Source organism: Streptomyces sp. NPDC090106 (assembly GCF_044747265.1).
Classification (GTDB): Bacteria; Actinomycetota; Actinomycetes; order Streptomycetales; family Streptomycetaceae; genus Streptomyces.
Map to the genome: position 1 here is coordinate 22,289 of NZ_JBIVDS010000013.1, position 22,296 is coordinate 44,584.

A 22,296-nucleotide genomic window follows, 5' to 3' on the forward strand; every position below is an offset into this window, starting at 1 on the left:
GCGTCTGTGCCCTCGCGACGGATCGCGGGGGCACGACGCTACGAGCTACGTCGGCGTGGCGCCGCGAAGCCGCGGGCGCGTCGAAGCCCCGGACGGTACCCGGCCACGGGTGCGTGCCCCTGCGAAGCCACGGATGCGCGGCCCTATGAGGTCGCGGAAGCCGGACGCTTGAACATCCGCGTCGCCGTGATCTCGCTGTGCACGGCGTCCTCGGCCTGCGGCGGCTGCGGCAGACCGGGCCGGAGATGTTCCTCCACGCTGATGTACTTGAGTCCGGCCCGCAGATCGGCGTCGTTGCGCAGCCGGATCACCAGCGGGAACTCCGCGAGCGCCGTCGTGTCGAACAGGCCGGTGGTGTAGAGGAGCTGGACGCCGAGCGCGTCCGACACGGCGCGCTGGAGCTCCAGCAGATACGTCGCGTTGGCCCGGCCGATCGGGTTGTCCAGGAACAGCGTGCCCGCGTGCCGGTGCTTGTCGCGGCCCCGGTCGTTGGAGCGCAGCGCCGCCATCGTGCAGTACAGGGCGATGGCCGCCGTCAGGAGCTGTCCGCCGGAGAACACGTCGCCCATCTGCCCCACGGGCACCCGCTCGGCGCGCAGCACGGCGTCCGGCTTGAGGATCTCGACGGCGATGCCCTTGGGCTGGAGCGCGGCGGCGACGCCCCGCAGCAGCAGGGACATGCCGTCGCGCCGCAGGTCGGAGTTCTTCTTCACGGCGGCCCGGGTCGCCTCGTCGACGACCTCGCCGAGCCGCTCGGTCAGCGTGGCCTGGTCGGGCTCCTCGAAGCGGATGCGCAGGAACTCCTGCCCCGACCACTCACCGAGCCCCTCCGGCAGCCGGGAGAGCCGCTGCGCGGAGCGCAGGGTCGCGAGCGCCGACTCGACGAGCCCGCGCAGCCGGTCCACGATCGAGTCGCGGTTGCGCTCCAGCTGCGCCAACTCGTCGGTGAGGACCCGCAGTCGGGGCGCGAAGGCGTCCGCCCACTTCTGCGCGTGCTCGGGCAGCGCGGACGCGGGCAGCTCACGGATCTGCTGGCGGGCGGGGGTGCGGACCTGCTCGTAGCGCGTGGAGTTGGCGTGCCGGACGAGGATGTCGCTCGCCTCGCGCACGGCGGACTCGGCGGCCGACAGATCGGCGGCGCAGCCGCGCAGCGACCGGCGGGCGTCGGCGGCGGACTGCCGGGCCTCCTCCGGGCTCCCGGGGTAGGCCTGCGGTTCCTCCTGTTCCTCGTCCGGAGTGTGCTCGCGGAGCAGGTCGCGCAGCATCGCGGCGATCTCGTCGAAGCCCGCGGCGGCGTCCTCGGCGGCCCGGTGGGTGTCGAGCAGCTCGGCGTGCGCCTCCCGGGCCTGGGTCAACGCCTCGGTGCGGGAGGCGAGTTCGGCGGTCGCGGTGCGCAGCAGCGCCTGGGCGTGCTCGGCGTCGCGAGGTTCCAGTTCCGTGGACAGCTCGGTGTGGGCCTCGCCGTCCTGGGGCGCGTGCCGTTCGGCCTCGCCGCGCAGTCGGCCGAGCTGCTCGCTCGCGGTCGACATACGGGTCTCCAGGAGCTGCACGAGCTCTTCCGCGCGGGCCGCGGCGGCCTGCCGGGACGGCCCGTCGGAGCCGTCGGGCGACTGGAGCAGCTGGCCCGCGCGCGTGCGGACCTTGTTGCTGAGCCGGTTCAGTTCGGCCAGGGAGGCGCTCTCGTCGCTCTCCGCACGCGCCTGCTCGGCCCGCAGGTCGGCGCCGACGCCGACCTTCTCGTACACCTGGGACGCGGCCCGGTAGGCCTCGCGGAGGGCGGGCAGCGATGTCCTGGAGGCGTCGGCGCCCGGGCCGGCGTCGCCGTCCGGCTCGGGCACGTCGTCCGGGGCACCGGCGATCTCGGAGCGCTCGGCGCGCAGCGCACGCGCGGTGCGGCGGGCGTCGTCGGCGGCCCGCTGCGCGGCACGCCGGTCCTCGTCGGCGGCCCGCGCGCGTTCCAGGCAGGCCTGGGCGCGGGCCTCGGACTCGGCCCCGTCGTCGGCCAGTTCACGGAGCTTGACCTGCCATGCGGCGCGCTCGCGCAGCCGGAAGGCGAGCCCGGCGAGGGCGTCGGCTGCGCGACGGGCCTTCTGGGCGGACTCCTGCCGTTCGTCGCGCACCTGGACGGCCTCGGCGGCCGTCTCGTCGGCCTCGGCCCGCGCGGTGCGCGCCTCGGTCAGCTCGGCCTCGGACTCCTCGGCGAACTCCCGTGCCTCCCGGGCGGTCTGCGCCAGTTCCACGAGCCGTCCCGCCGGGCAGCCGGTGCGCCAGGAGGCGAGCCGTGCCGTCAGCTCGCGGTCCTTGCCGAGCCGGGCGGCGAGCGCGCGGATCTCCTCGTCGCGCTCGGTGGCCCGCGCGCGCAGCGTCTGCCGTTCCTCGTCGGCGGCGTGCTCGTCGTGCATGGCCGGGTTCGGCGGGACGAGGAACACCTGGGCGAAGTCGTCGTCGGCCGCGTCGGCGGACGGGGTGGGCGCGAGCAGGGCGGCGGCCGTGCCGACGGCGACCGCGGAGCGCGGCAGCAGCGCGGCGTCGCTCAGGGCGGCGCGGGCACGGGCGTGCGTGTCGGGGTCGGTGATGATGACGCCGTCGACGAGTTCCGGCCGGGCGGCCAGCACGCGCGCGTGGTCGGCGGGGTCGACGGCCTGGGCAAGATAGCGCCAGCCGGGCAGCGCGGGGATGCCGTGCTCGCCGAGGTACTCCACGGTGGCCAGGACGTCGGGGCCGGGCGGCAGCAGGCCGCCGTCACCGAGGGCGCCGAGGATGCGGGAGTCGTCGGCGGCGGCGGTGCGCAGCTCGAAGAGGTGGCGTTCGGCGGAGGAGACGGCGTCGTCGAGGAGTTCCCGCAGTTCGTCGGCGTAGCGGTCGAGGTCCTCGGGGGTCAGGCCGCCGTCGTCCGGCGCGGTGGCGTCGGCCTCGCCCCTGGGGACCGGGACCGGCCCGCGGCCCAGGGAGGTCGTGCCGCTCAGGCCCAGCAGTTCAGCGAGGCGTTCCTCGCCCGCCAGCGCCTCGGCGAGCCGCCGTTCGGCGTCGTAGGAGCGTTCGGCGGCGCTCGCCGCGTCGGCCGCGCGGGCCGCGGTGAGTTCGGCGCGGGACTCGGCGGCGCCCGCCTCGCGCGCGTGCTCGGTGGCGTGGCGGGCGGCCTCCCGGGCGGTGTCCCAGGCCGCGACGGCGGTCTTCTCGGCGTCGCTCGCGGCGAGCGCGGCCCGCGCGGGGTCGGCGTCGGGGGCGCTGTCGTCGAGCCAGCCGGCCCGTACGGCCTCGGCGGTCTCCTGCTCGACCTCGGTGAGCCGCTGGCGCAGATGCCCGGCCTCGCTGCGTGCCCGCTGGGCCTCGGTGGCCGCGGCGGTGGAGTCCCGGTGGGCGGCCTCGCCGACCTCCTGGAGGGCGGCCGAGCGCTCCTCCTCCTCGTTGGCGAGGTTCTCGGCGCTCTCCGCGGCGCCGTGCAGGGCGCGTACGAGGTCGACGGCGGCCTTCGCGCGGGCGGCGAGCGCGGGGGCCGCGTCCCGTTCGGCCTCCTGGATCGCGGCGGACACGCGCGCGACGCGGTCGGCGGCGGCACGGTGGCGCAGGACGGCCTCGGCGGCCTGCCACGCGGAGTGCAGCGTCCGGGCGTCGGCCAGCTCGCGCTTCTGCGCGGCGGCGGACTTCTCGGCGCCGGCGAGCGCCAGGGAGGCGTGCCGGAAGGCGAGTTCGGCGGCGATCAGGGAGCTGCGCTCCCGGGCGCCGTCGGTGTGGGTCACGGCGTAGGCCGCCGCCGTGACGCGCTGGGCGAGGTCGGCGGCGCGCACCCGCTCCTGGCCGCCGCGCGCGGAGAGCCGGCGGGCCAGGGTCCGGGTGCGGCGCTCGGCTCCGGCGTGGACCTCACGTGCGCGTGTCCGGGCGTCGGCGGCCTCGACGATCCGCCCGAGGAGGTCCACCGAACCGGCGGTGAAGTCCCGTTCGGCGATGAGTTCGGCGCGGCGGCCCAGCTTGTTGCCGAAGCCGCCGACGAGGTCGGCGAGTCCGTCGGTGTCACGGGTGTCGGTGACGGCCCGCAGCAGCAGGTCGGTGAAGTCGGAGTCCTTCTTCACCGCGAAGAGACCGGCGGCCTCGCCCTCGTCGGCGTTCATCTCCCGCTGGTAGCGGAAGAGTTCGGGGTCCAGGCCGAGGTCGCCGAGGTGTTCGATCCAGCGGTCGTGGATCTCCTCCCAGTGCACTTCGAGGTGCGGATACGCCTTGCCCGCCTCGGTGAGGGCGTCCCGGAAGCCCTTCATGGTGCGCCGGCGCCCCTGCGCGCCGGAGGCGCCCTCGACGGGCGGTCGTACGGCGGTGGACTCGGCGACCGGCAGGTTGTCCAGCGAGAGGCCGGGGCCGGGCCGGAAGGAGTACCAGGCCTCGGCGAACTTCCGGGGGTCGTTGGAGACCTGCCGTCCGCGCCATTCGCTGGCCTTGCCGACGACCACGCACTCGCCGGTCAGGGTGTGCTGCCATTCCAGCGCCACATGGCCGCAGTCGTCGGCGAGCAGGAACTTGCGGAGCACGCCGGAGCTGGCGCCGCCCAGGGTGTTGCGGTGGCCGGGCAGCATGACGGAGAAGATCAGCTTCAGCAGGACGGACTTGCCGCCGCCGTTCTCCAGGAAGAGCACCCCGGCGGGCGCCGGGCGGCGCGGCGGGCCGACGGGTTCCTCCTGGAAGAACTCCGCCTGGGTGGGGGCGGGATCGGGCACGACGTCGCCCACACCCCGCAGGTCCAGCACGGTGTCGGCGTAGCGCGCACCGGCGGGGCCGATGGAGTAGAGGCGGACCCGGGACAGCTCGTACATGGCGGACTCTCGTAAGTCTTCGGCAGGTGGGGGGAGTTCAGTGGGCCGAGGAGGCGTGGAACGGCAGCCCGGCGTCGGCCGCCAGGTCCAGGTCGTCGGCGTTCTCGGCGGGCAGCAGGGTCGGTGTGCCGTCGGTCACCGGGACGACGCCCAGCTCCAGCAGTTCGGCCATGGCGGCGCTGCCCGCCATGTCGCGCACCTGAAGCTGGTAGCGGGCGGTGGTCCGGTAGGTGCCGCCGTTGTCGTCGCCGGTGCGCTGGAGGAAGCCGGAGTCGGTGAGGAAGGCGACGGCCTTGCCGATGATGCCGGTCGTCGAACCGGCGAGGCGGCGGGCGTCCTTGGTGGCGCCGGTGGCGCTGCGCCGCATCCAGATCCGCCAGGCGGCCTCCAGGCCGGGCGCGTCGGTCGCCGGGTCGGTGTTCTCGCCCGCCTCCTCGGCACGCTCCTCCAGCCGGCGGCAGGCCTGGCGGACGAACGCGTCGACGCCGTTGACGCTGACCCGCCCGATGTAGGCGTCGTCGGCGAGGTCCTCGGGGCGCGGGAAGGCCATGGCGGCGACCGAGAGATGGGCCAGTCCGTGCAGGAACCGGTCGCTGCCGTCGGCGGAGGTCCGGCGGGCGTAGTCGCCCATCCGCACGGCGAAGACGGAGTCCTCGGCGGCGGTGACCGCCATCCCCGCGCGCGGGGACACCTCCAGGACGACCAGCCCGAGCCCGGCGGCCACCGCGTCGGCGAGCCGCGCGAACGGCGGGTCCTCGCGGTAGCGGCGCAGCAGTTCGGCGTACTCCTGGTCACGTGCGGGCTGGAGCTTGGGCTGCAGGCCGAAGGCGACCAGCCGCGCCGCGTCGGCGGCGTCGGCGGGAGTGACGGCGGCGGCGGTGGCGGTGGCGGCCGGCACGGGTCCGGCGTCCGGCTCGCTCCACTCGGCGTGCTCGCTCACGGTCGCTCTCCTCGCTCCACAGTCACCTGACGTCCCTCACCCGATCGGCGTGCACCCCGTGTCGACCGGCGTCCACCGATCACCCGACGTCCGCCGCTCTGCGACCGGCCTCCGCCGACCGCCCGGCGTCCACCGCTCGCACCGCGTCCCCGGTTCATGCCGCTTCCGTCCTGTCCGCCGCCATACCCGCCGCGTCCAGCAGTGCCGTGCCCACGATCAGGTCGGCGCCGCCGAACTCGGGATCCTCCAGCTCGGTCCCGTCGTCCACGGCGAACAGCAGCTTCTCCTCGCCCTGCCGGTAGGCGGTGCCGACGGCAGGGCTGGCCGCGTGGACGGCCAGCAGGGCGACCAGGTACGGCAGCTCGGTGTCCTGCGCGCGGGCCTGCGCCAGCAGCCCCGACAGCCTGCGCGGGGCGTCGGCCGGCAGGTCGAGCAGCTCCTTCGCGGCGGCGAGCTGCTCCTCGCTGAACCGGCTGTCGTCCGGGGTGGCGATCAGGTCCGGCTCGGGCATCTCGGCGCCCAGGTGCTCCCGCTCGACCGGCGGCGTCAGCAGTATGTCGACGAGGTCGCCCACGCGCGTGGAAACCGGCGTGCGCAGGCCCGTCCCGCGCGCGAAGAACGCGTCGGTGACCCGGACGCCCTGCTCCAGCGGCAACGGCAGGACGGGCGCGACCAGATGGCCGTACAGGTCTATCCCCGAGGTCGTCATGGGAGTGGCGAACGCCTGCCGGTCCTGCTCGGCGCGGAACAGCGGTCCGGCCTCCAGGAGGCGGGACTGGAGCTGGGTGTGGCGGCGGATGCAGTCCTTGACGATGTCGACGAGCTCGGCCGCGCGCCGCTTCTGCTCGGGGTCCTCGGACTCGTCACGGGCCTTGCGGATGTTGGTGAGGATCGCGTTCTCGTGGCGGTAGCGGTCGGCCACGTGGTCGAGCGCCTCGGTGATCATGTCGGGTACGGCGTTGAGCCAGTCCACCGCGCGGACGTTGCGCCGGGTCGCGTCCAGGGCGCGGCGCAGCGTCTCCGAGTACTGGACCGTGCGGTAGCGGGCTTGCTCGGCGGCGAGCTGGGCGTCGGCGAGCCGTCCGCGGCTGATCAGCACCTCCAGCTTCACCTCGGCGGCGATCTGGGCGCTGGTGACGTCGGTGTCGAGGGCGCCGACGAGGACGTTGACGGCTTCGTCGGTGGTCCTGAGGTACACGGAACCGCCGGGCCCCGGCACCTCCTCGATCAGCTTGAAGTCGTAGTCGCGGCGGACGTACGTCCCGTCCGTCGCGAACGTGCCGTAGACCGCGCGGAATCCGCGGTCCACGCTGCCGACGTTGATCAGGTTCTCCAGCACCCAGCGGGCCACCCGCTCGTGCTCGGCGACGGGCCGCCGGGGGGCCTGGGCGGCGATGCGCGGGATGAGACGGGCGACGATCTGGTCGTGGTCGGCGCCCGTGTCGAAGTCCATGTTCAGGGTGACCAGGTCGATGGCGGCGAGGGCGACCTCGGCCATGCCGTAGACCGAGTACTCGCCGGCGAGGTTCGCCTTGCGCGCGTCCAGGTCGTGCAGCGGCGCGGTGCAGGCCAGCGCGCGCAGCCGTCGCGCCAGGCCCTCGTCGGCGGCCGGTCCCGGTGCGGGGCGCGGCGCCGCGCTGAGCTGGGGCGGAACGCTGTCCGTCGATGCAGGCGAAGTCACGGTGCACAGACTAGGTCCTCGGTCTGACAACGACTAAAACGACGCAGAACAGACCCCACGTCCCAGCCGTCGCACCGATGCGTTCCGGACGTCGCCCGCCGCCCGTCCCGGCGCCGGGGCCCGTCCGGCGGACCGTGCCTCAGCCGTCCGCGCCGACCCGCCGCCGGTACGCCTCGACGACGCGCTCCAGCGAGTCCTCCAGGTACACCGCGAGGAGTTGCTCCGCCTCGCCCCGCTCCCCCGCCTCCAGCGCGCGCAGGATCTGCCGGTTTCGCGCCAGGTAGGGCTCGTGGAGCCGGCGCGGGTCGTCCACGAGGTGGAAGGCGAGCCGCAGTTCGGCGAAGACGCTGCGCATGAGTTCGTCGGTGCGGTCGCTGCCGGCGAGGGCCACGAGTTCGCGGTGGAAGTGGATGTTGGCCGTACCCACCACTTTCCAGTCACCTTGCTCTGCCGCCGTCACCCCCTCCTCGACAGCCGCCGCCGGTCCCTCCAGGGCGTACGGCGGTGCGCCGAGCCCGCGGACGACGGCGCATTCGACGAGACGCCGGGTGCGGTAGATGTCCTCGACGTCCTCGACCGCCAGGACCCGGACGAACACGCCGCGGTTCAGCTCGTGGACGAGCAGGCGTTCATGGGTGAGCAGCCGGAACGCCTCGCGCAGTGTGTTGCGGGACACACCGAGCGCCCCTCCGATGCTGTCCTCCGACAGCCGGGTGCCGGGCGGGAAGAACCCTTCGGCGATGCGGCTCCTGAGGATGTCCGAGACCCGCTCCGCCGTGCTCGTACGGCCCAGGAGGGCGCGGTCGTCGGCCAGTCCCGCAAGCTGCTCTGCCATGCCCGGAATTCAACCGCAGACACGAGAACGAAACAACAGGGGTATTGAAGGATCGTTCAACGATCCTCTAGCTTGCTAGTCACCGCACGATCGCCGCACCCGCACCGCCCGATCGCCGCACCCCACCGCACCACCCCTCCGCACGGCTCGCGCACGGCTCCCGCACGGCTCAGTCCCGCACCCTCCGTCCTCCCACTGCGAGGTGCACATGAGCACGACCCCTCCGCCCCAGGCCCTGCCCACTCAGCCCACGACGACCGAACAGGCCGCCGACGACGGACCGTTGGGCTGGTTCCGCGCCCTCGGCCCGCGGGGCCGCCGCGCCTTCGCCGGCGCCTTCGGCGGCTACGCCCTCGACTCGTACGACTACTTCACCCTGCCGCTGAGCATGGTCGCGCTGGCCGCGTACTTCGGCCTGGACAGCGGTCAGACCGGCCTGTTCACCACGGTCACCCTGCTCGCCTCCGGTGTCGGCGGGGCGCTGGCCGGCGTCCTGGCCGACCGGGTCGGCCGGGTCCGCGCCCTGATGATCACGGTGATCACCTACGCGGTCTTCACCGTCGCCTGCGGCTTCGCGCCGAACTTCGAGTCCCTGCTCGTCTTCCGCGCCCTCCAGGGCCTCGGCTTCGGCGGCGAATGGGCGGTCGGCGCGATCCTGGTCGCCGAGTACGCGCGCGCGAAGGACCGCGGTCGCACCCTGGGCGCGATCCAGAGCTCCTGGGCGGTCGGCTGGGCGCTGGCCGCGATCGTCTACACGGTGGTCTTCTCGGTCTTCGACGACGGCACCGCCTGGCGCGTGATGTTCTGGACCGGCGCGCTGCCCGCGCTGCTGGTGGTGTGGATGCGCCGCCGGGTGCAGGACGCGCCGGAGGCGATCGCGGTCCGCGAGAAGAGCGCCGGGCAGAACTCGTTCACGGCGATCTTCCGCCCCGGGCTGCTGCGGACGACGATCTTCGCGGGGCTGCTCTCCACCGGCGTCCAGGGCGGCTACTACACACTCGCCACCTGGGTGCCCACGTATCTGAAGACCGACCGCGGCCTGTCGGTCGTCGGCACCGGCGGCTATCTGACGTTCCTGATCTCGGGCGCCTTCCTCGGCTATCTGACCGGCGGCCATCTCACCGACCGCCTCGGGCGCCGCCGCAACATCTGGCTCTTCGCCCTGCTGTCGGCGGTCTGCATCCTGGCCTACGGCAACATCCCCGAGGGCTCGAACACCCTGCTCCTGGTGCTCGGCTTCCCGCTCGGGTTCTGCATGTCGGCGATCTTCAGCGGCTTCGGCTCCTTCCTCGCCGAGCTCTACCCGACGGCCGTGCGCGGCACGGGGCAGGGCTTCACGTACAACGCGGGCCGCGCTGTCGGCGCGGTCTTCCCGACCACCGTCGGCTTCCTGGCCGACAGTTGGGGCACGGGCGGCGCGCTGGTCTTCGGCGCCATCGGCTACGGCCTCGCCGCCCTGGCCCTGCTCGGACTGCCGGAGACCCGTGGGAAGGAACTCGCGTGAACCGTACGAAGACCCGTCCCCTCACCCTGCCGACGACGGACCGCCCGCCGCACCCCCGCACGGAGGACCGCCCGTTGACCCTCATGGACGAGCACGCGCACGCGTGGAGCCCCGCCGCCGCCCGGTACCGCTTCCGGGCGGGCCTGTCCGGGCCGACGGCCGGGGTCGCGGCCGGCCACACGCAGGTGAACCTGATCTCGGTGCCCGCGGACTGGGCGTACGACATGCTGCTGTTCTGCCAGCGCAATCCGAAGCCGTGTCCCGTGCTGGACGTCACGGACGCCGGTGCGTGGACCACGGTCCTCGCGGACGGCGCCGACCTGCGCACCGACCTGCCGCGCTACCGCGTGTGGGAGAACGGCGAACTGGTGGACGAACCGACGGACGTGCGGGCGTACTGGCGTCGCGACCTGGTGTCGTTCCTGATCGGGTGCAGCTTCACCTTCGAGTGGGCGCTGTCGGAGGCCGGGGTGCCGATCCGGCACATCGAGCAGGGCCGCAACGTCCCGATGTACACGACCAGCCGCCTCTGCCGTCCCGCGGGAAGGCTGCACGGCCCGATGGTGGTGTCGATGCGTCCGGTGCCGCCGCAGCATCTGTCGGCGGCCATCCGGGAGAGCAGCATGCTCCCGGCGGTGCACGGCAGCCCCGTACACTGCGGCGACCCCTCGGCGCTCGGCATCGAGGACCTCGGCCGCCCCGACTTCGGTGACGCGGTGGTCGCCGAACCGGACGACATCCCGGTGTTCTGGGCGTGCGGGGTCACCCCGCAGGCGGCGGTGATGGCCTCACGGCCGCCGTTCGCCCTCACCCACGCACCGGGCCAGATGTTCCTGACGGACGCCCGCGACGAGCAGTACCGCGTGGCTTGAGAAGGAGACTGCGGAACTTCCATGATCTCGATCGATCTCAACGCCGACCTCGGCGAGGGCTTCGGCCGCTGGCGGCTCACCGACGACGACGAGCTCCTGTCGGTGGTCACCAGCGCCAATGTGGCCTGCGGTTTCCACGCCGGGGACGCGGCCACCATGCGGCGGGTGTGCGAGCGGGCGGCCGAGCTCGGCGTACGGATCGGCGCCCAGGTCTCCTACCGGGACCTGGCCGGGTTCGGGCGGCGCGCGATGGACGTTCCGTCCGGCGAGCTCACGGCCGAGGTGGCGTACCAGATCGGCGCCCTGGACGTCTTCGCGCGTGCGGCGGGCGCGCGCGTGGCGTACGTCAAGCCGCACGGGGCGCTCTACAACCGGGTCGTGCACGACGAGGAGCAGGCCGCCGCGGTGGTGGCCGGCGTGCTCCTCGCCGACGCCTCGCTGCCGGTGCTCGGCCTGCCGGGTTCGCGGTTGCTCGACCTGGCCGCGGCGTCGGGTCTGCCCGCGGTCACGGAGGCCTTCGCGGACCGCGCGTACACCGAGGAGGGCAGGCTCGTGCCGCGCGGCGAGGACGGGGCTGTCGTGACCGACCCGGAGGCCGTCGTGGAGCGCTCGGTGGGCATCGCGCGGGACGGCTCGGTCGTCGCGCGCGGGGGCGCGCGCATCGCGGTCGGGGCCCGCTCGCTGTGCCTGCACGGTGACACCCCGGGCGCGGTGGAGCTGGCCCGGCGGGTCCGCGCGCGGCTGACCGGGGCCGGCGTGCGGGTGGAGGCCTTCGTATGAGGGTGCTGCCCGTCGGTGACGGCGCGCTGCTCGTCGAGGTGGCCTCGGGCGAGGAGGCCCAGGCCCTGCACGCGGAGCTGCTGCGGCGCCGCGCGGAGGGCACTCTCGCCGTCCGCGAGATCGTCCCGGCGGCGCGCACGGTCCTCCTGGACGGTCTCGCCGACCCGGCCCGCCTGGCCGGTGAGCTGACCGCGTCCGCCGTACCGGCGGCTCCCCCGCGCGCGGGAGCCGTCGTGGAACTCCCGGTGCGCTACGACGGTCCCGATCTGGCCGAGGTGGCGGCGCACTGGGGTGTGCCGGTGCCGGAGGTGGCGCGGATCCACTCCGCGACCGAGTTCACCGTGGCCTTCTGCGGGTTCGCGCCCGGCTTCGGCTACCTCACCGGTCTGCCGGCGCGGTACGACGTCCCGCGCCGGGCGACCCCACGTACGGCGGTGCCCGCCGGTGCCGTGGGCCTGGCGGGCCCGTACACGGGCGTGTACCCGCGTTCGTCGCCCGGCGGCTGGCAGTTGATCGGCACGACGGACGCCGTGCTGTGGGACCACGCGCGCGTACCGGCCGCGCTGCTCTCGCCCGGCACGCGCGTGCGGTTCGTCCCCGTGGCCGTGTCATGACGGACCGCGCGCTGTGTGTCGTACGGTCCGGTGCGCTCACCACCGTGCAGGACCTGGGCCGTCCCGGTTTCGCCCACCTCGGGGTGCCCCGCTCGGGGGCGCTGGACGGTCCGGCGGCGGCGCTGGCCAACCGGCTGGTCGGCAACGCGCCGCGGGCCGCGGTGCTGGAGACCACGGTCGACGGCTGCGCCCTGCGGCCCCGTTCGACGGTCGTCGTGGCCGTCGTCGGGGCCCCCTGCCCGGTCACCGTGGACGGACGCCCGGCGGCCTGGGGCGGGCCGGTGACGGTCCCCGCCGGGGCGCTCCTGGACGTCGGCACGGCGGCCTCGGGGCTGCGCTCCTACGTGGCCGTCTCCGGGGGCATCACGGTCGAACAGGTGCTCGGCAGCCGCTCCACCGACCTCCTGTCCGGGCTCGGCCCTCCCCCGCTGGCGCACGGCGCCGTACTGCCCCTGGGCCGCCCCACGCACCCGCACACGCGCGTGGACGTCGCCCCGCAGCCCGCGCCCCCGGCCGAGCTCGTCCTGCGGGTGACGCCCGGGCCGCGCGACGACTGGTTCACGCGCGAGGCCGTGCGGACCTTCGCCTCGCGCGCGTACCGGGTCTCCCCGGCGAGCAACCGGATCGGGCTGCGCACGGAGGGCCCGGTGCTGGAGCGGGCCGTGCCGGGCGAACTCCCCAGCGAGGGCATGGTCGTGGGCGCGGTCCAGGTCCCGCCCGACGGTCGGCCGGTGGTGTTCCTGGCCGACCACCCGACGACGGGCGGGTACCCGGTGATCGCGGTGGTGCGCGCCGGTGACCTCCCGGCGGCGGCCCAGGCGGTGCCGGGCACCCCGGTCCGCTTCGTGGCCGTACGGCGCCGGTGAGCCCCGCGCCTGCCGGGCCGTGTCCGGCGGATCATGCTCCGGACGCGGGGCCCGGCACGCGCGTCTGCGTGTGGCCGCCGCTCGCCGAGGTCCCCCGGCCTTCTGCCGGGAGGTGCCTCCACCCGCGTAGCCCGCCGCGGCAGCGGCTGCCCGGCCGCGCCTCCTCCGCCTCGCATCCGCACACGCCCTACGCCACGTCCGGGCGCTGATCCGGCACCGACAGGGCGGCCAGGGCCGCGGAGACGGCCGCCGCGGTCCGCAGGTCCAGGCGTGCGCTCGTCCCGCGCGCCCGGTGCCGCATCTCGTCCGCCGCGAGCCGCAGCAGTTGCGGCAGCAGGTCGGTGCAGCGGCGCACCACCCACCCGGTCCCGGCGGTCGCCAGCCACCACAGGCTCGCCTTCTTGGTGGGCACGGGGAACTCCGGCTCGGCCGAGGGCGCGGCGCCGGTGGCCAGCCCCCGTTCCGCGAGCAGCGCGTGGATCCGCGCGGCGAGCTGCCGGTGCCCCCGCTCGCTCGGGTGGAGCCGGTCCGCGCTCCACATCGCGCGGTCCGTGGTCCAGCCGCCCTCGGCGGCGTGCAGGTGCACGGCGCCGTACCGCTCGGACAGCGCGTGCACCACGGTGTTGACGGCGCGTTGCCGCCGCGCGAGCGGGCGGGACAGTGCGCCGGGGAGGCCGAGCATGGTGCCGGGGTCGGGCAGGCACGCCGTGATCAGCGTGGTGCCCTGTGCCGTGAGGGCCGCGTAGATCCGGTCGAGGCGGGTGGCCACGGCGTGGATGTCGAAGGTGCAGCGCAGGGTGTCGTTGACGCCGACCACCACGGAGGCGAGGTCGGGACGCAGGGCGAGGGCCTTGGGCAGCTGGCGTTCCAGGACGTCCCGGGTCTGCCCTCCGCTCACCGCGAGGTTGGTGAACGCGACGGGCCCGCCGGATCCGCCGGGCGCGACGGACCCGCATGATCCGCCGGGTGCGGCGAGCCCGTCCGCCAGCAGCGCCGCCCATCCGCGCCACCCGTCGCCCACCGGGTCGCCCACGCCCTCGGTGAGCGAGTCACCGAGGGCGACGAACCGCGGGGGTCTCATGCCACGCCCCCGGGCACGGAGCGCCGTACGAAGGTGTCGACGTCGTGCGCGGCGAGGAAGGCGTCCACGGCGGTGTCCCAGCCGAAGAGCTCCGCACGCGCGCGTGCGGCCTCCCGGCGCTGGGCCTCGGGCCGGTCCAGGAGCGTCTCCACGGCGTCGGCGAAGGCGTTCCCGGTGTCCGCGGCGACCGCGCCCGCCGGTCCGATCACCTCGGGCAGCGCCGACGAGGCGCTGGCCACCACGGGCGTGCCGCACGCCATGGCCTCCAGCGCGGCGAGACCGAAGGTCTCGGCGGGTCCGGGGGCCACGCACACGTCGGCGGTGGCCTGGAGCGCACCGAGCAGTCCCCGGTCGGAGACGTGCCCGAGGAAGGACACGGGCAGGGCGCGGTCCCGTGCCCGCTGTTCGAGCCGGGCCCGCAGCGGCCCGTCCCCGGCCACCACCAGCCGGACCCGCCGTCCGCGCCGCACGAGCGCCTCGACGGCGTCCAGCGCCGTCGCGGGCCGCTTCTCCACGGACAGCCGGGTGCATGTCACCAGCAGGATCTCGTCCACGCGCGCGTGGACGCCCCGCAGCGCCGGGTCCCGCAGCGCGGGATGCCGTTGCACGAGGTCGACGCCGAGCGGCGCCCGGACGACGTTGCGGGCGCCGATGCGGACGAACTCCCGCTCGGCGAACTCGGTGGTGCACACCACGCGCGCGTAGGTGTGCGCGGTCCGCACGTTCAGCGCGTCGGAGGCCCGCCGGGCGGCGTTCTCGGACAGGCCCCAGGTGCGCAGGACGCCGTCGGCGGTCTCGTGCGAGACCATCACGGCGGGCACGCGGGCCCTCCTGGCCCATTTTCCGGTCCATCTGAGGGTCGTCCGGTCGGAGACCTCCAGGCGGTCCGGGGCCAGGTCCTCCAGCAGCCGGGCGACGCGCCGCTTGTCGGCGAGCACCCGGTAGCCGCCGGTGCCGGGCAGGACCGGTCCGGGCAGGGTGATCACGCGCCCCTGCTCGGTCTCGGCGTCGGTCAGCCGCTCGCCGGGGACGACGAGGACGGGCTCGTGGCCGGCCGCCTTGAAGCCCTTGCCCAGTTCGCGCAGCGCGGTGCGCAGACCGCCGGAGGAGGGCGCGACGAAGTTCGCGAGCCGGACGATCCGTACGCCCTGCGCGCCGCTTCGCGGGGTGCCGCTCATGCCGCCACCGCCGTCCGGCGCCCGGCGAGCACGTCGCCGTAGTGGCCGATCAGCTGGTCGCCGACGGCCGCCCAGGTGCGGCCCTCGACCATGGCCCGTCCGGCGGCTCCGTACGCGGCCCGCAGCTGCGGGTCGGCGGCCAGGGCGCGCACGGCGTCCCGGACGGCGTCGGCGTCGCCCGGGGGCACCAGCAGCCCGGTGTGTCCGTGGGCGACGAGGTCGAGGGGACCGCCGACGGCGGGGGCGATGACGGGCACTCCGCTGGCCATCGCCTCCTGCACGGTCTGGCAGAAGGTCTCGAAGGGCCCGGTGTGCGCGAAGACGTCGAACGAGGCGAAGATCCGGGCGAGTTCGTCGCCGGTGCGGCGGCCCAGGAAGACCGCGCCCGGCAGCGCCTCGGTCAGGCCGGGCAGGCTCGGCCCGTCGCCGACGACCACGACCCGCACGCCCTCGGTGCGGCAGGCCCCGGCGAGCAGTTCGACATGCTTCTCGGGGGCGAGGCGCCCGACGTAGCCGACGATCGTCTCGCCGCCGGGGGCGAGTTCGCGGCGCAGCGCCTCGTCGCGCAGCCGGGGATCGAAGCGGACGGTGTCCACGCCGCGCGGCCACAGCTTCACCCGGGGCACAGCGTGCGCCTCCAGGTCCCGCAGGGAGGCGCTGGAGGGGGCGAGGGTGAGGTCGGCGGCGGCGTGGACGGACCGTATGCGGCGCCAGGCGGCGGCCTCGCCGGCGTGCACGTAGGTGCGCGCGTACCCCGCGAGGTCGGTCTGGTAGACGGCCACGGCCGGGATGCCGAGCCGGGCGGCGGCGGACATGCCGCGTACGCCGAGGACGAAGGGGCTGGCGAGGTGGACGATGTCGGCGCGGTGCTCGGTGATCGCCGCGGCGACGCGCCTGCTGGGGAGGGCCACGCGGACCTGGGGGTAGCCCGGCAGCGGCAGAGAGGGGACACGGACGACGGGGCACGGCGCCGAGGCGTCGGGCTGCCCGGTACCGGCCGCGGTGGCCGGCGCGACGACGAGCGGGGAGTGACCGCGGTCTACGAGGTGCCGGGCGGTCTGGAGCGCGCAGTGGGCCACGCCGTTCACATCGGGGGGAAAGGATTCGGTCACGATGACGACACGCATACGGGTGTTGTCGCCGGGTTGGACGTGGTCGCGTCAACGTGGATCTTTCCGGACGAGGAACGATCCATGAGCGTTCTGCTGCGCACCCGCGCAGGTCAGGCCGTGTCCATACGTGCCTGACCCGCGAGTCACCCCGTGTTCACCCTGGGGGCATGCCGCTACATAAAGAACCCATAAAGGGCGACTACCGGCCTACATGGTCGTGGCGTCCGGTCCGATGCGGCTGCGGACCGCCGTCTGGACCTCGGCCTCCTCGGCCGGGTCGGCGGCGAGGCGGCGGAGCTGTTCGACGACCCTGGCGTCACCGGTCTCGGCGTGCCGGGCGGCGATCTCCCGGGTGGTCTCCTCGCAGTCCCAGAGGCACTCGACGGCGAATCCGGCGGCGAACGAGGGGTCGGTGGCGGCGAGGGCCCGGGCGGCCCGGCCGCGCAGATGGGACGAGGCCGTCTCCCGGTAGACGTGCCGCAGCACGGGGGCGGCGCAGCCGATGCCGAGCCGTCCGGTGCCGTCCACGAGGGTCCACAGGGTCGGCGCGTCCGGCCCCTCGCCCCGTACGGCCTCGCGCAGGGCGGTGAGGACCATGTCCTTGTCCTCGGCCCCGCCGCGGCAGGCGAGAACGCGTCCGGCGGCGGCGCCCAGCGCGTCGGGGCGCCTGGCCCAGCCGCGGGCCCGGTCGACGGCGGCGATGGCGCGCATCCGCTCGAAGGCGTCGACGGCGGCCTCCACGACGGCGGAGGAGCCGGTGACGACGGCCGCCTCGATCAGGTCGAGGGCGTCGGGATCATTGCTGTCGGCGAGATACCTCAGGGCGGTGCAGCGGGCGCCGTCGGTGCCGTCCTGGGCGGCGGCGACGATCTCGGGCCGGTCCTCGGGGCCGGCGACGGCCATCAGGCAGCGGGCGGCGGGCACATGGAGTGCGGCGCCCCGGTCCAGGCCCTCCTGGGCCCAGTCGAAGACGGCCCGCACGCTCCACCCCGGACGGGGCCCGGTAGGTCGCATCTGGCGCTGCCAGCGGTCGAAGCAGCCGGTCTCCTGGGCGGCACGCACGCGTGCGGCGACGGAATCGCGCGGGTCCTCGGCCCACAGCCGCCAGGGCCGGGGTTCGAAGGCGTCGCGCACGACGGTGGCGAGTTCGGCCTCGCCCTCGGCGTCGGTGGCGAAGCGGGCCAGCACGGGGGCGGCGAGGGCGCGCAGCCCGGCGTCGTCGTCCCGCAGGGCGAGTTCGTCCAGGGCCCAGGCCCAGTTGGTGCCCGTGGCGGCGTACCGGCGCAGCAGGCCGAGCGCGTCGAGCCTGCCGTAGGAGGCGAGGTGGCCGAGGACGGCCAGGGCGAGTCCGGTCCGTGACTCCTCGTCGTCGAGATGGTCCTCGACGTCGAAGAGATGGGCCTCGATCTCGTCCAGTTCGCCGCTCAGGTCGAGGTAGAGACGGGCGTAGTAGAGGGAGCGGTTCTCCACCTGCCAGTCGTGGCGGGGATCGCGCAGCACACAGTGGTTCAGGGCCGCGAGCGCTTCGGCTCGCGGGGCGGTGAGCGCGTGCAGTGTGCCGTCGCCGCGACCCCGCTGGAGCAGGCCGAGCAGCGTACCGCTGGGCGCTATGACCGGTTCGAACATGGGAAACAGCCTCACATCAAGCGTCGACGCAACCGGGTTTCTTGCTTCACCTGGCCGCGTGACAACACGTCGGGGCGCCCGCCGTTTCCTGCTTGCTGTAGACCATTTCTCTCTGCCTCTCGTCAGTGGCCCGTGCGGGCCGCATCACGGCCCGCGCGGTGCGGCAACACCTGCCCAGCCATCGCGTCCGTGAATCACGACGTCATGATGACTCGGCACTTCGTCCTGCCGCGACCGAAATTTCGGCGGCCCTTTACCGCCTCCCCCGTTTTCTGTGTCTTAGCTGGTCAGTGCGTTCGGATCAGTGTGCGCCGAACAGTTCGAGCAGTTCCGTCCGGCCGAACATCCGGGCGGTGTCGACGGCCGACGGGGTGCCCGCGGCCGGATCGGCGCCGCCCTCGACGAGGGCCTTGATGACGTCCGTCTCCCCCTTGAAGACCGCCCCCGCGAGCGGGGTCTGGCCTCGGTCGTTGACCCGGTCGGCCTCACCGCCGCGGGCGAGCAGCGCCCGCACCGTGCCGGCGTGGCCGTGATAGGCGGCGAGCATCACCAGGCAGTCACCGCGGTCGTTGGTGAGGTTGGCCGGAACGCCCGCGTCCACGTACGCCACGAGCTCCTCGGTCCGGCCGCGTCGGGCCAGGTCGAAGATCCGGGTCGCCAGCTCCACGACCTCGGGGTCGGGGGCTTCAGCCATCGGACGGACCGCCTCTCATACAACCGTTCAGGTGAATCGCCAGGGTACTGGCTCCCGCGGCACATGACCGGGGATGCCGGAGGTAAAGATCACCGCAGACCCGGTCGGACGCAACTCCCCTGCTCAGGCGGCGCAAGTCAGGTCCGCCACATGGGGGAAATCGAGCGAAATTCACCCAGTTGCACCTTTTATCGTATGGATACATCCTGTGATCCTGGAAGTACTCATGGTGACTGTCCCCGCGAACCAGGAGCACTCAAATGATCTTCTCCATCTCCGGCGTCGTCCTGCTCGGCATCGTCGTCTTCATCTTCTTCCGCAAGGACGGACTGAAGGCCTCGCACGCGCTGGTCGCCGCCCTGTTCGGCTTCTACCTGGCCAGCACGGCCATCGCCCCGAGCATCAAGGCAGGTGGCGAGAGCCTGGCGAGCCTCCTCGGCGGCATCAAGTTCTGACGCCGTCCGTCCCGTCCGTACGCACCTTCAGGAGACACCCGTGGCCCGGCGCCCACTCCCCCGCATTCTGAGCACAGGCAGCGCGCAGATCGCCCGGAGCCGGGAACTGGCCCGGACGGCGGCCGACAGCGCCACCGACGTCCTCCACCCGCTGATCACGATCACTCGCGGTCTGCGCCGGCTGGCCTCGGCCGGGCGGCGCAGGTGGGCCGACACCCCCAAGGACAAGCGCGGTCCACTGCTCTTCCTTGTGGCCTCGGTGATCCTGGTCGTGGCCCTGGTGCCGTACGGTCCGCTGCTGGCCGTCATCACCCTGATGGCGGCGGCAGCCTGGCAGGGCAGGGACCGCACCCCGCCCGCGCCGGAGGGCCCCGACGAGTCGCAGACCCAGCGCCTGAAGTCCCTCTACGAGGCGCTGGTGCCCTACTTCTCGACGGCCGAGGACCCCGCGCCGCTCTACACCCACGGCGGCGAGTGGGAGAAGGCCTTCCCGGCGTACGAGTTCGACGAGACGGGGCGGATCACCCTGCTGGAGATCCGCTACCCCGCCTACTTCCCGGACGGCGAGGCCGAGCCGCGCGCGCGTGTGGAGCAGCTGCTGCACGCCAAGTCCGGCCGGGGCCGCGAGTACCGCTTCGCCTGGGACGAGGAGGGCAACCACCTCACCGTCACCGTGCCGGCCCCGCTGCCCACCGACATCGCCGCCCAGCGCTTCGTCACCTCCCCCGGCGAGACCGTCCTCGGCTTCACCGACCCCTCCGAGGTCCAGCGCACCCTTCCGCTCACCCACGGCGAGGAGCGGCGTGACGTCCCCCCGGTGGTCTGGCGCACCGGAGTCCGCTCCACCGAGCCGCACCTCCTGGTCCTCGGCCAGCCCGGCACCGGCACCTCGACCCTGCTGCGCTCGATCGCCCTCCAGGCGCTCCAGTACGGCGACGTCGTCATCGTCGAGGGCGGCGGCACCGGCGAGTACGCGTGCCTGACCGGCCGGGACGGCGTCCTCGCCGTCGAGTGCGGCCTGGCGGGCGCGCTGGCCAGCCTCGAATGGGCGGCCACCGAGACCGAGCGGCGCCTGATCGCCGCGAACCGCGCCCGCCAGTCGGGCCAGGCCCCGCCGGACGACACCCGGCGCCCGCTGTGGATCATCCTCGACCGGCCCAGCGCACTGGCCCACGTGGCCGCCGCCGACGGTCGCGAGGACCCGCAGTCCCTGCTCCAGGTCCCCCTGCGGCACGGACGCGCGGCGGGCGTCACCGTGGTCGTCGCCGACCAGTTCGACAGCGCCGACACCCTGAGCGACGCCGTGCGCCAGCACACCCGCGCGCGGGTCGTCCTCGGCCCTGCGGCGTCCGAGCAGCTGGCCGCGGTCCTGGGCGCCCTGCCGCCCACCACCCCGGTGACCGACGTCCCGCCGGGCCGCGGGTACGCCCGGCTCGGTTCCGGCCCGGTCCACCGGCTCCAGGTGCCGTCGACCCCGGACCCCTACGACGACGCGACCAGCGACGCCGACCGGCAGGCGGTCCTGGCGTTGCTGCCCCCGCGCACCGCCCCCGCGGACGCCGAGACGGTCACGACGGAGATGGTCCCGGTGGCGGCGATCCCCGCGGAGGCGATCCCCGTGGTGGCGATCCCGGTGGAGGCGATCCCGACGGGCTCCGTGCCCGCCGAGGCGGTGACGGAGCCGGTGGGCGCCGAGGCGCCGCGCACCTGACCGCACCCGGCGGCCCGGTGGGCCGCCGCTTCCCCGCACCTCACGCCACGAACGTCCGCGGCGCCTCCCCGCCCCCGGAGGCGCCGCTCTCCACCAGCCTCGCCGCCGCGGCGAGCCGGCTGGCGGCCTCCTCCGCGACCGCGCCGCCCACGGTGAACGGCAGACGGACATAGCCCTCGAAGGCGCCGTCGACCCCGAACCGGGGCCCGGACGGCACCCGGACACCGACCCGCTCGCCCACCTCGGCGAGCCGGGAGCCCGACAGGCCACCCGAGCGCACCCACAGCGTCAGCCCGCCGCGCGGCACCTCGAACTCCCAGGTCGGCAGCTCCCGCCGGACCGCGGCGACCAGGTCCTCCCGGTTCTGCCGGGCCTGGCCCCGGCGCAGGGCGACGGCCTGCTCCCAGCCTCCGGTGCCGAAGAGCCAGTTCACGGCGAGCTGCTCCAGCACCGGGGTCCCCAGGTCCGCGTAGGCACGGGCGGCGACCAGGCTGCGGATGACATCGGGGGCCGCGCGGACCCAGCCGATGCGCATACCGGCCCAGAACGCCTTGCTGGCCGAGCCGACCGTGATCACCGTGGACCCGGAGGGGTCGAACCCGCAGACGGGCCGGGGCATGTCCAGGTCGTCCTCCAGGCGCAGCTCCGTCATCGTCTCGTCGGCGACCAGCACGGTCCCCGCCGAGCGCGCCGCCTCCACCAGTTGCCGCCGCTGGTCGTCGTCGGCGAGCGCACCGGTCGGGTTGTGGAAGTCGGCGACGATGTACGCGAGCCGGGGCGCCGCCTCCCGCAGCACCTGCCGCCACCGGTCCATGTCCCAGCCCTTGAGCCCTTCGGCCATCGCCACGGGCACCAGCCGGGCACCGGTCTCCCGCATCAGCTGGAGGATGTTGGCGTACGAGGGCGACTCGACGGCGATGCGCTCACCGCGCCCGGCGAAGAGGTGGCAGATCGCGTCGATGGCGCCCATGGCACCGGTGGTCACCATGATCTGCTCGGGCATGGTCGGGATCCCGCGCGCGGTGTACCGGTCGGCGATCATCGCGCGCAGCGCGGGCAGCCCGGCCGGGTAGTCGCCATGGGTGTGGGCGTAGGGCGGCAGCTCCTCCAGGGCGCCCTGGACGGCCCGGGTGAGCCACGGCTCGGGGGCGGGCAGGGCCGCGCAGCCGAGGTCGATCATCGAGCCGAGGGCCTCGGGCGGCAGCGGCTCCAGCCCGCGCGCGGGCAGCGGGTTCCCGGCCGGGACCGCGGTCCAGCTCCCCGCGCCGCGCCGGGATTCGAGGAACCCCTCGGTGCGCAGCGCCTCGTAGGCCGCCGCCACCGTCGTACGGCTGACGGAGAGGGCGAGGGCCAGTTCACGTTCGGCGGGCAGGCGGGCGGCGACGGGGACGCGGCCTTCGAGGACCAGCAGGCGGACGCCGTCGGCGAGCGCGCGGTAGGCGGGCGGGCGGCGGGTTCCGGGCCCGGCCGGACGGTCCTGCTGGGAGCTGAGCAGGCGGGCGAGCTGCGCCGGCCCCACCGCCGAGGTCCACTGCGCCATGGAAA

General features: G+C 74.6%; 17 protein-coding genes. 7 read left to right on the forward strand and 10 right to left on the reverse strand.

All coding sequences use genetic code 11. The features are described from left to right. Positions 1-143: 143 nt before the first annotated feature. The 4 genes from ACIPSE_RS34610 to ACIPSE_RS34625 form a co-directional block, all read right to left on the reverse strand. Positions 144-4,802, reverse strand: a complete 4,659-nt coding sequence (locus tag ACIPSE_RS34610) for a hypothetical protein (protein ID WP_401670656.1) — start codon at positions 4,800-4,802, stop codon at positions 144-146. 37 nt (positions 4,803-4,839) lie between these two features. Further along, positions 4,840-5,742 carry a hypothetical protein gene (locus tag ACIPSE_RS34615; protein WP_401670658.1) on the reverse strand — a complete coding sequence of 301 codons (903 nt, stop codon included), beginning with the start codon at positions 5,740-5,742 and terminating at the stop codon, positions 4,840-4,842. Between the two features lie 154 nt (positions 5,743-5,896). Next, a complete protein-coding gene (locus tag ACIPSE_RS34620) occupies positions 5,897-7,423 on the reverse strand; it encodes a hypothetical protein (RefSeq protein WP_401670660.1) in 1,527 nt (508 codons plus the stop codon). A 139-nt stretch (positions 7,424-7,562) separates the two neighbouring features. Continuing rightward, positions 7,563-8,258 carry a GntR family transcriptional regulator gene (locus tag ACIPSE_RS34625; protein WP_401670663.1) on the reverse strand — a complete coding sequence of 232 codons (696 nt, stop codon included), beginning with the start codon at positions 8,256-8,258 and terminating at the stop codon, positions 7,563-7,565. Positions 8,259-8,466: 208 nt separating this feature from the next. On the opposite strand from ACIPSE_RS34625, the gene ACIPSE_RS34630 reads away from it, so the two are divergent. The 5 genes from ACIPSE_RS34630 (at position 8,467) to ACIPSE_RS34650 (ending at position 12,894) form a co-directional block, all read left to right on the forward strand. Then, on the forward strand, positions 8,467-9,762 hold the full coding sequence (locus ACIPSE_RS34630; RefSeq protein WP_401670665.1) for an MFS transporter: 1,296 nt from the start codon (positions 8,467-8,469) through the stop codon (positions 9,760-9,762). 83 nt (positions 9,763-9,845) lie between these two features. Further along, positions 9,846-10,634 (forward strand): putative hydro-lyase, encoded by a 789-nt coding sequence (locus ACIPSE_RS34635; protein WP_401671293.1) that lies wholly within the window; start codon positions 9,846-9,848, stop codon positions 10,632-10,634. Between the two features lie 21 nt (positions 10,635-10,655). Next, on the forward strand, positions 10,656-11,414 hold the full coding sequence (locus ACIPSE_RS34640) for a LamB/YcsF family protein (protein ID WP_401670668.1): 759 nt from the start codon (positions 10,656-10,658) through the stop codon (positions 11,412-11,414). Beyond that, positions 11,411-12,028, forward strand: a complete 618-nt coding sequence (locus ACIPSE_RS34645) for an allophanate hydrolase subunit 1 (RefSeq protein WP_401670670.1) — start codon at positions 11,411-11,413, stop codon at positions 12,026-12,028. Before ACIPSE_RS34640 ends, ACIPSE_RS34645 begins: the two co-directional genes overlap by 4 nt. After that, complete coding sequence (locus ACIPSE_RS34650; protein ID WP_401670671.1) at positions 12,025-12,894, forward strand: biotin-dependent carboxyltransferase family protein; 870 nt, start codon at positions 12,025-12,027, stop codon at positions 12,892-12,894. The genes ACIPSE_RS34645 and ACIPSE_RS34650 overlap by 4 nt, the downstream gene beginning before the upstream one ends. Positions 12,895-13,081: 187 nt before the next feature. Here ACIPSE_RS34650 and ACIPSE_RS34655 read toward each other — a convergent pair whose 3' ends face one another. The 5 genes from ACIPSE_RS34655 to ACIPSE_RS34675 all read right to left on the reverse strand — a co-directional run bounded on the left by ACIPSE_RS34655 (position 13,082) and on the right by ACIPSE_RS34675 (position 18,585). Continuing rightward, the gene (locus ACIPSE_RS34655; protein WP_401670673.1) at positions 13,082-13,975 is read right to left on the reverse strand and encodes an SGNH/GDSL hydrolase family protein; all 894 of its coding nucleotides are present in this window, start codon (positions 13,973-13,975) and stop codon (positions 13,082-13,084) included. Continuing rightward, the gene (locus ACIPSE_RS34660; protein ID WP_401670675.1) at positions 13,972-15,153 is read right to left on the reverse strand and encodes a glycosyltransferase; all 1,182 of its coding nucleotides are present in this window, start codon (positions 15,151-15,153) and stop codon (positions 13,972-13,974) included. Before ACIPSE_RS34660 ends, ACIPSE_RS34655 begins: the two co-directional genes overlap by 4 nt. Next, entirely contained in the window at positions 15,150-16,280 is a 1,131-nt protein-coding gene (locus ACIPSE_RS34665; RefSeq protein WP_401670677.1) for a glycosyltransferase family 4 protein, read from the reverse strand. The genes ACIPSE_RS34660 and ACIPSE_RS34665 overlap by 4 nt, the downstream gene beginning before the upstream one ends. A 192-nt stretch (positions 16,281-16,472) precedes the next feature. After that, positions 16,473-17,891 (reverse strand): HEAT repeat domain-containing protein, encoded by a 1,419-nt coding sequence (locus tag ACIPSE_RS34670; RefSeq protein WP_401670679.1) that lies wholly within the window; start codon positions 17,889-17,891, stop codon positions 16,473-16,475. Positions 17,892-18,192: 301 nt separating this feature from the next. Further along, the gene (locus ACIPSE_RS34675) at positions 18,193-18,585 is read right to left on the reverse strand and encodes an ankyrin repeat domain-containing protein (protein ID WP_401670682.1); all 393 of its coding nucleotides are present in this window, start codon (positions 18,583-18,585) and stop codon (positions 18,193-18,195) included. Positions 18,586-18,845: 260 nt separating this feature from the next. Between ACIPSE_RS34675 and ACIPSE_RS34680 the strand changes: the two genes are divergently transcribed. Then, the gene (locus ACIPSE_RS34680) at positions 18,846-19,040 is read left to right on the forward strand and encodes a hypothetical protein (RefSeq protein ID WP_046262076.1); all 195 of its coding nucleotides are present in this window, start codon (positions 18,846-18,848) and stop codon (positions 19,038-19,040) included. A 40-nt stretch (positions 19,041-19,080) separates the two neighbouring features. Next, complete coding sequence (locus tag ACIPSE_RS34685) at positions 19,081-20,751, forward strand: hypothetical protein (RefSeq protein ID WP_401670686.1); 1,671 nt, start codon at positions 19,081-19,083, stop codon at positions 20,749-20,751. Positions 20,752-20,791: 40 nt separating this feature from the next. On the opposite strand, the gene ACIPSE_RS34690 is transcribed toward ACIPSE_RS34685, so the two are convergent. After that, positions 20,792-22,291: a PLP-dependent aminotransferase family protein gene (locus ACIPSE_RS34690; protein ID WP_401670687.1), complete on the reverse strand. Its 1,500-nt coding sequence runs from the start codon at positions 22,289-22,291 to the stop codon at positions 20,792-20,794. Positions 22,292-22,296: the final 5 nt, after the last annotated feature.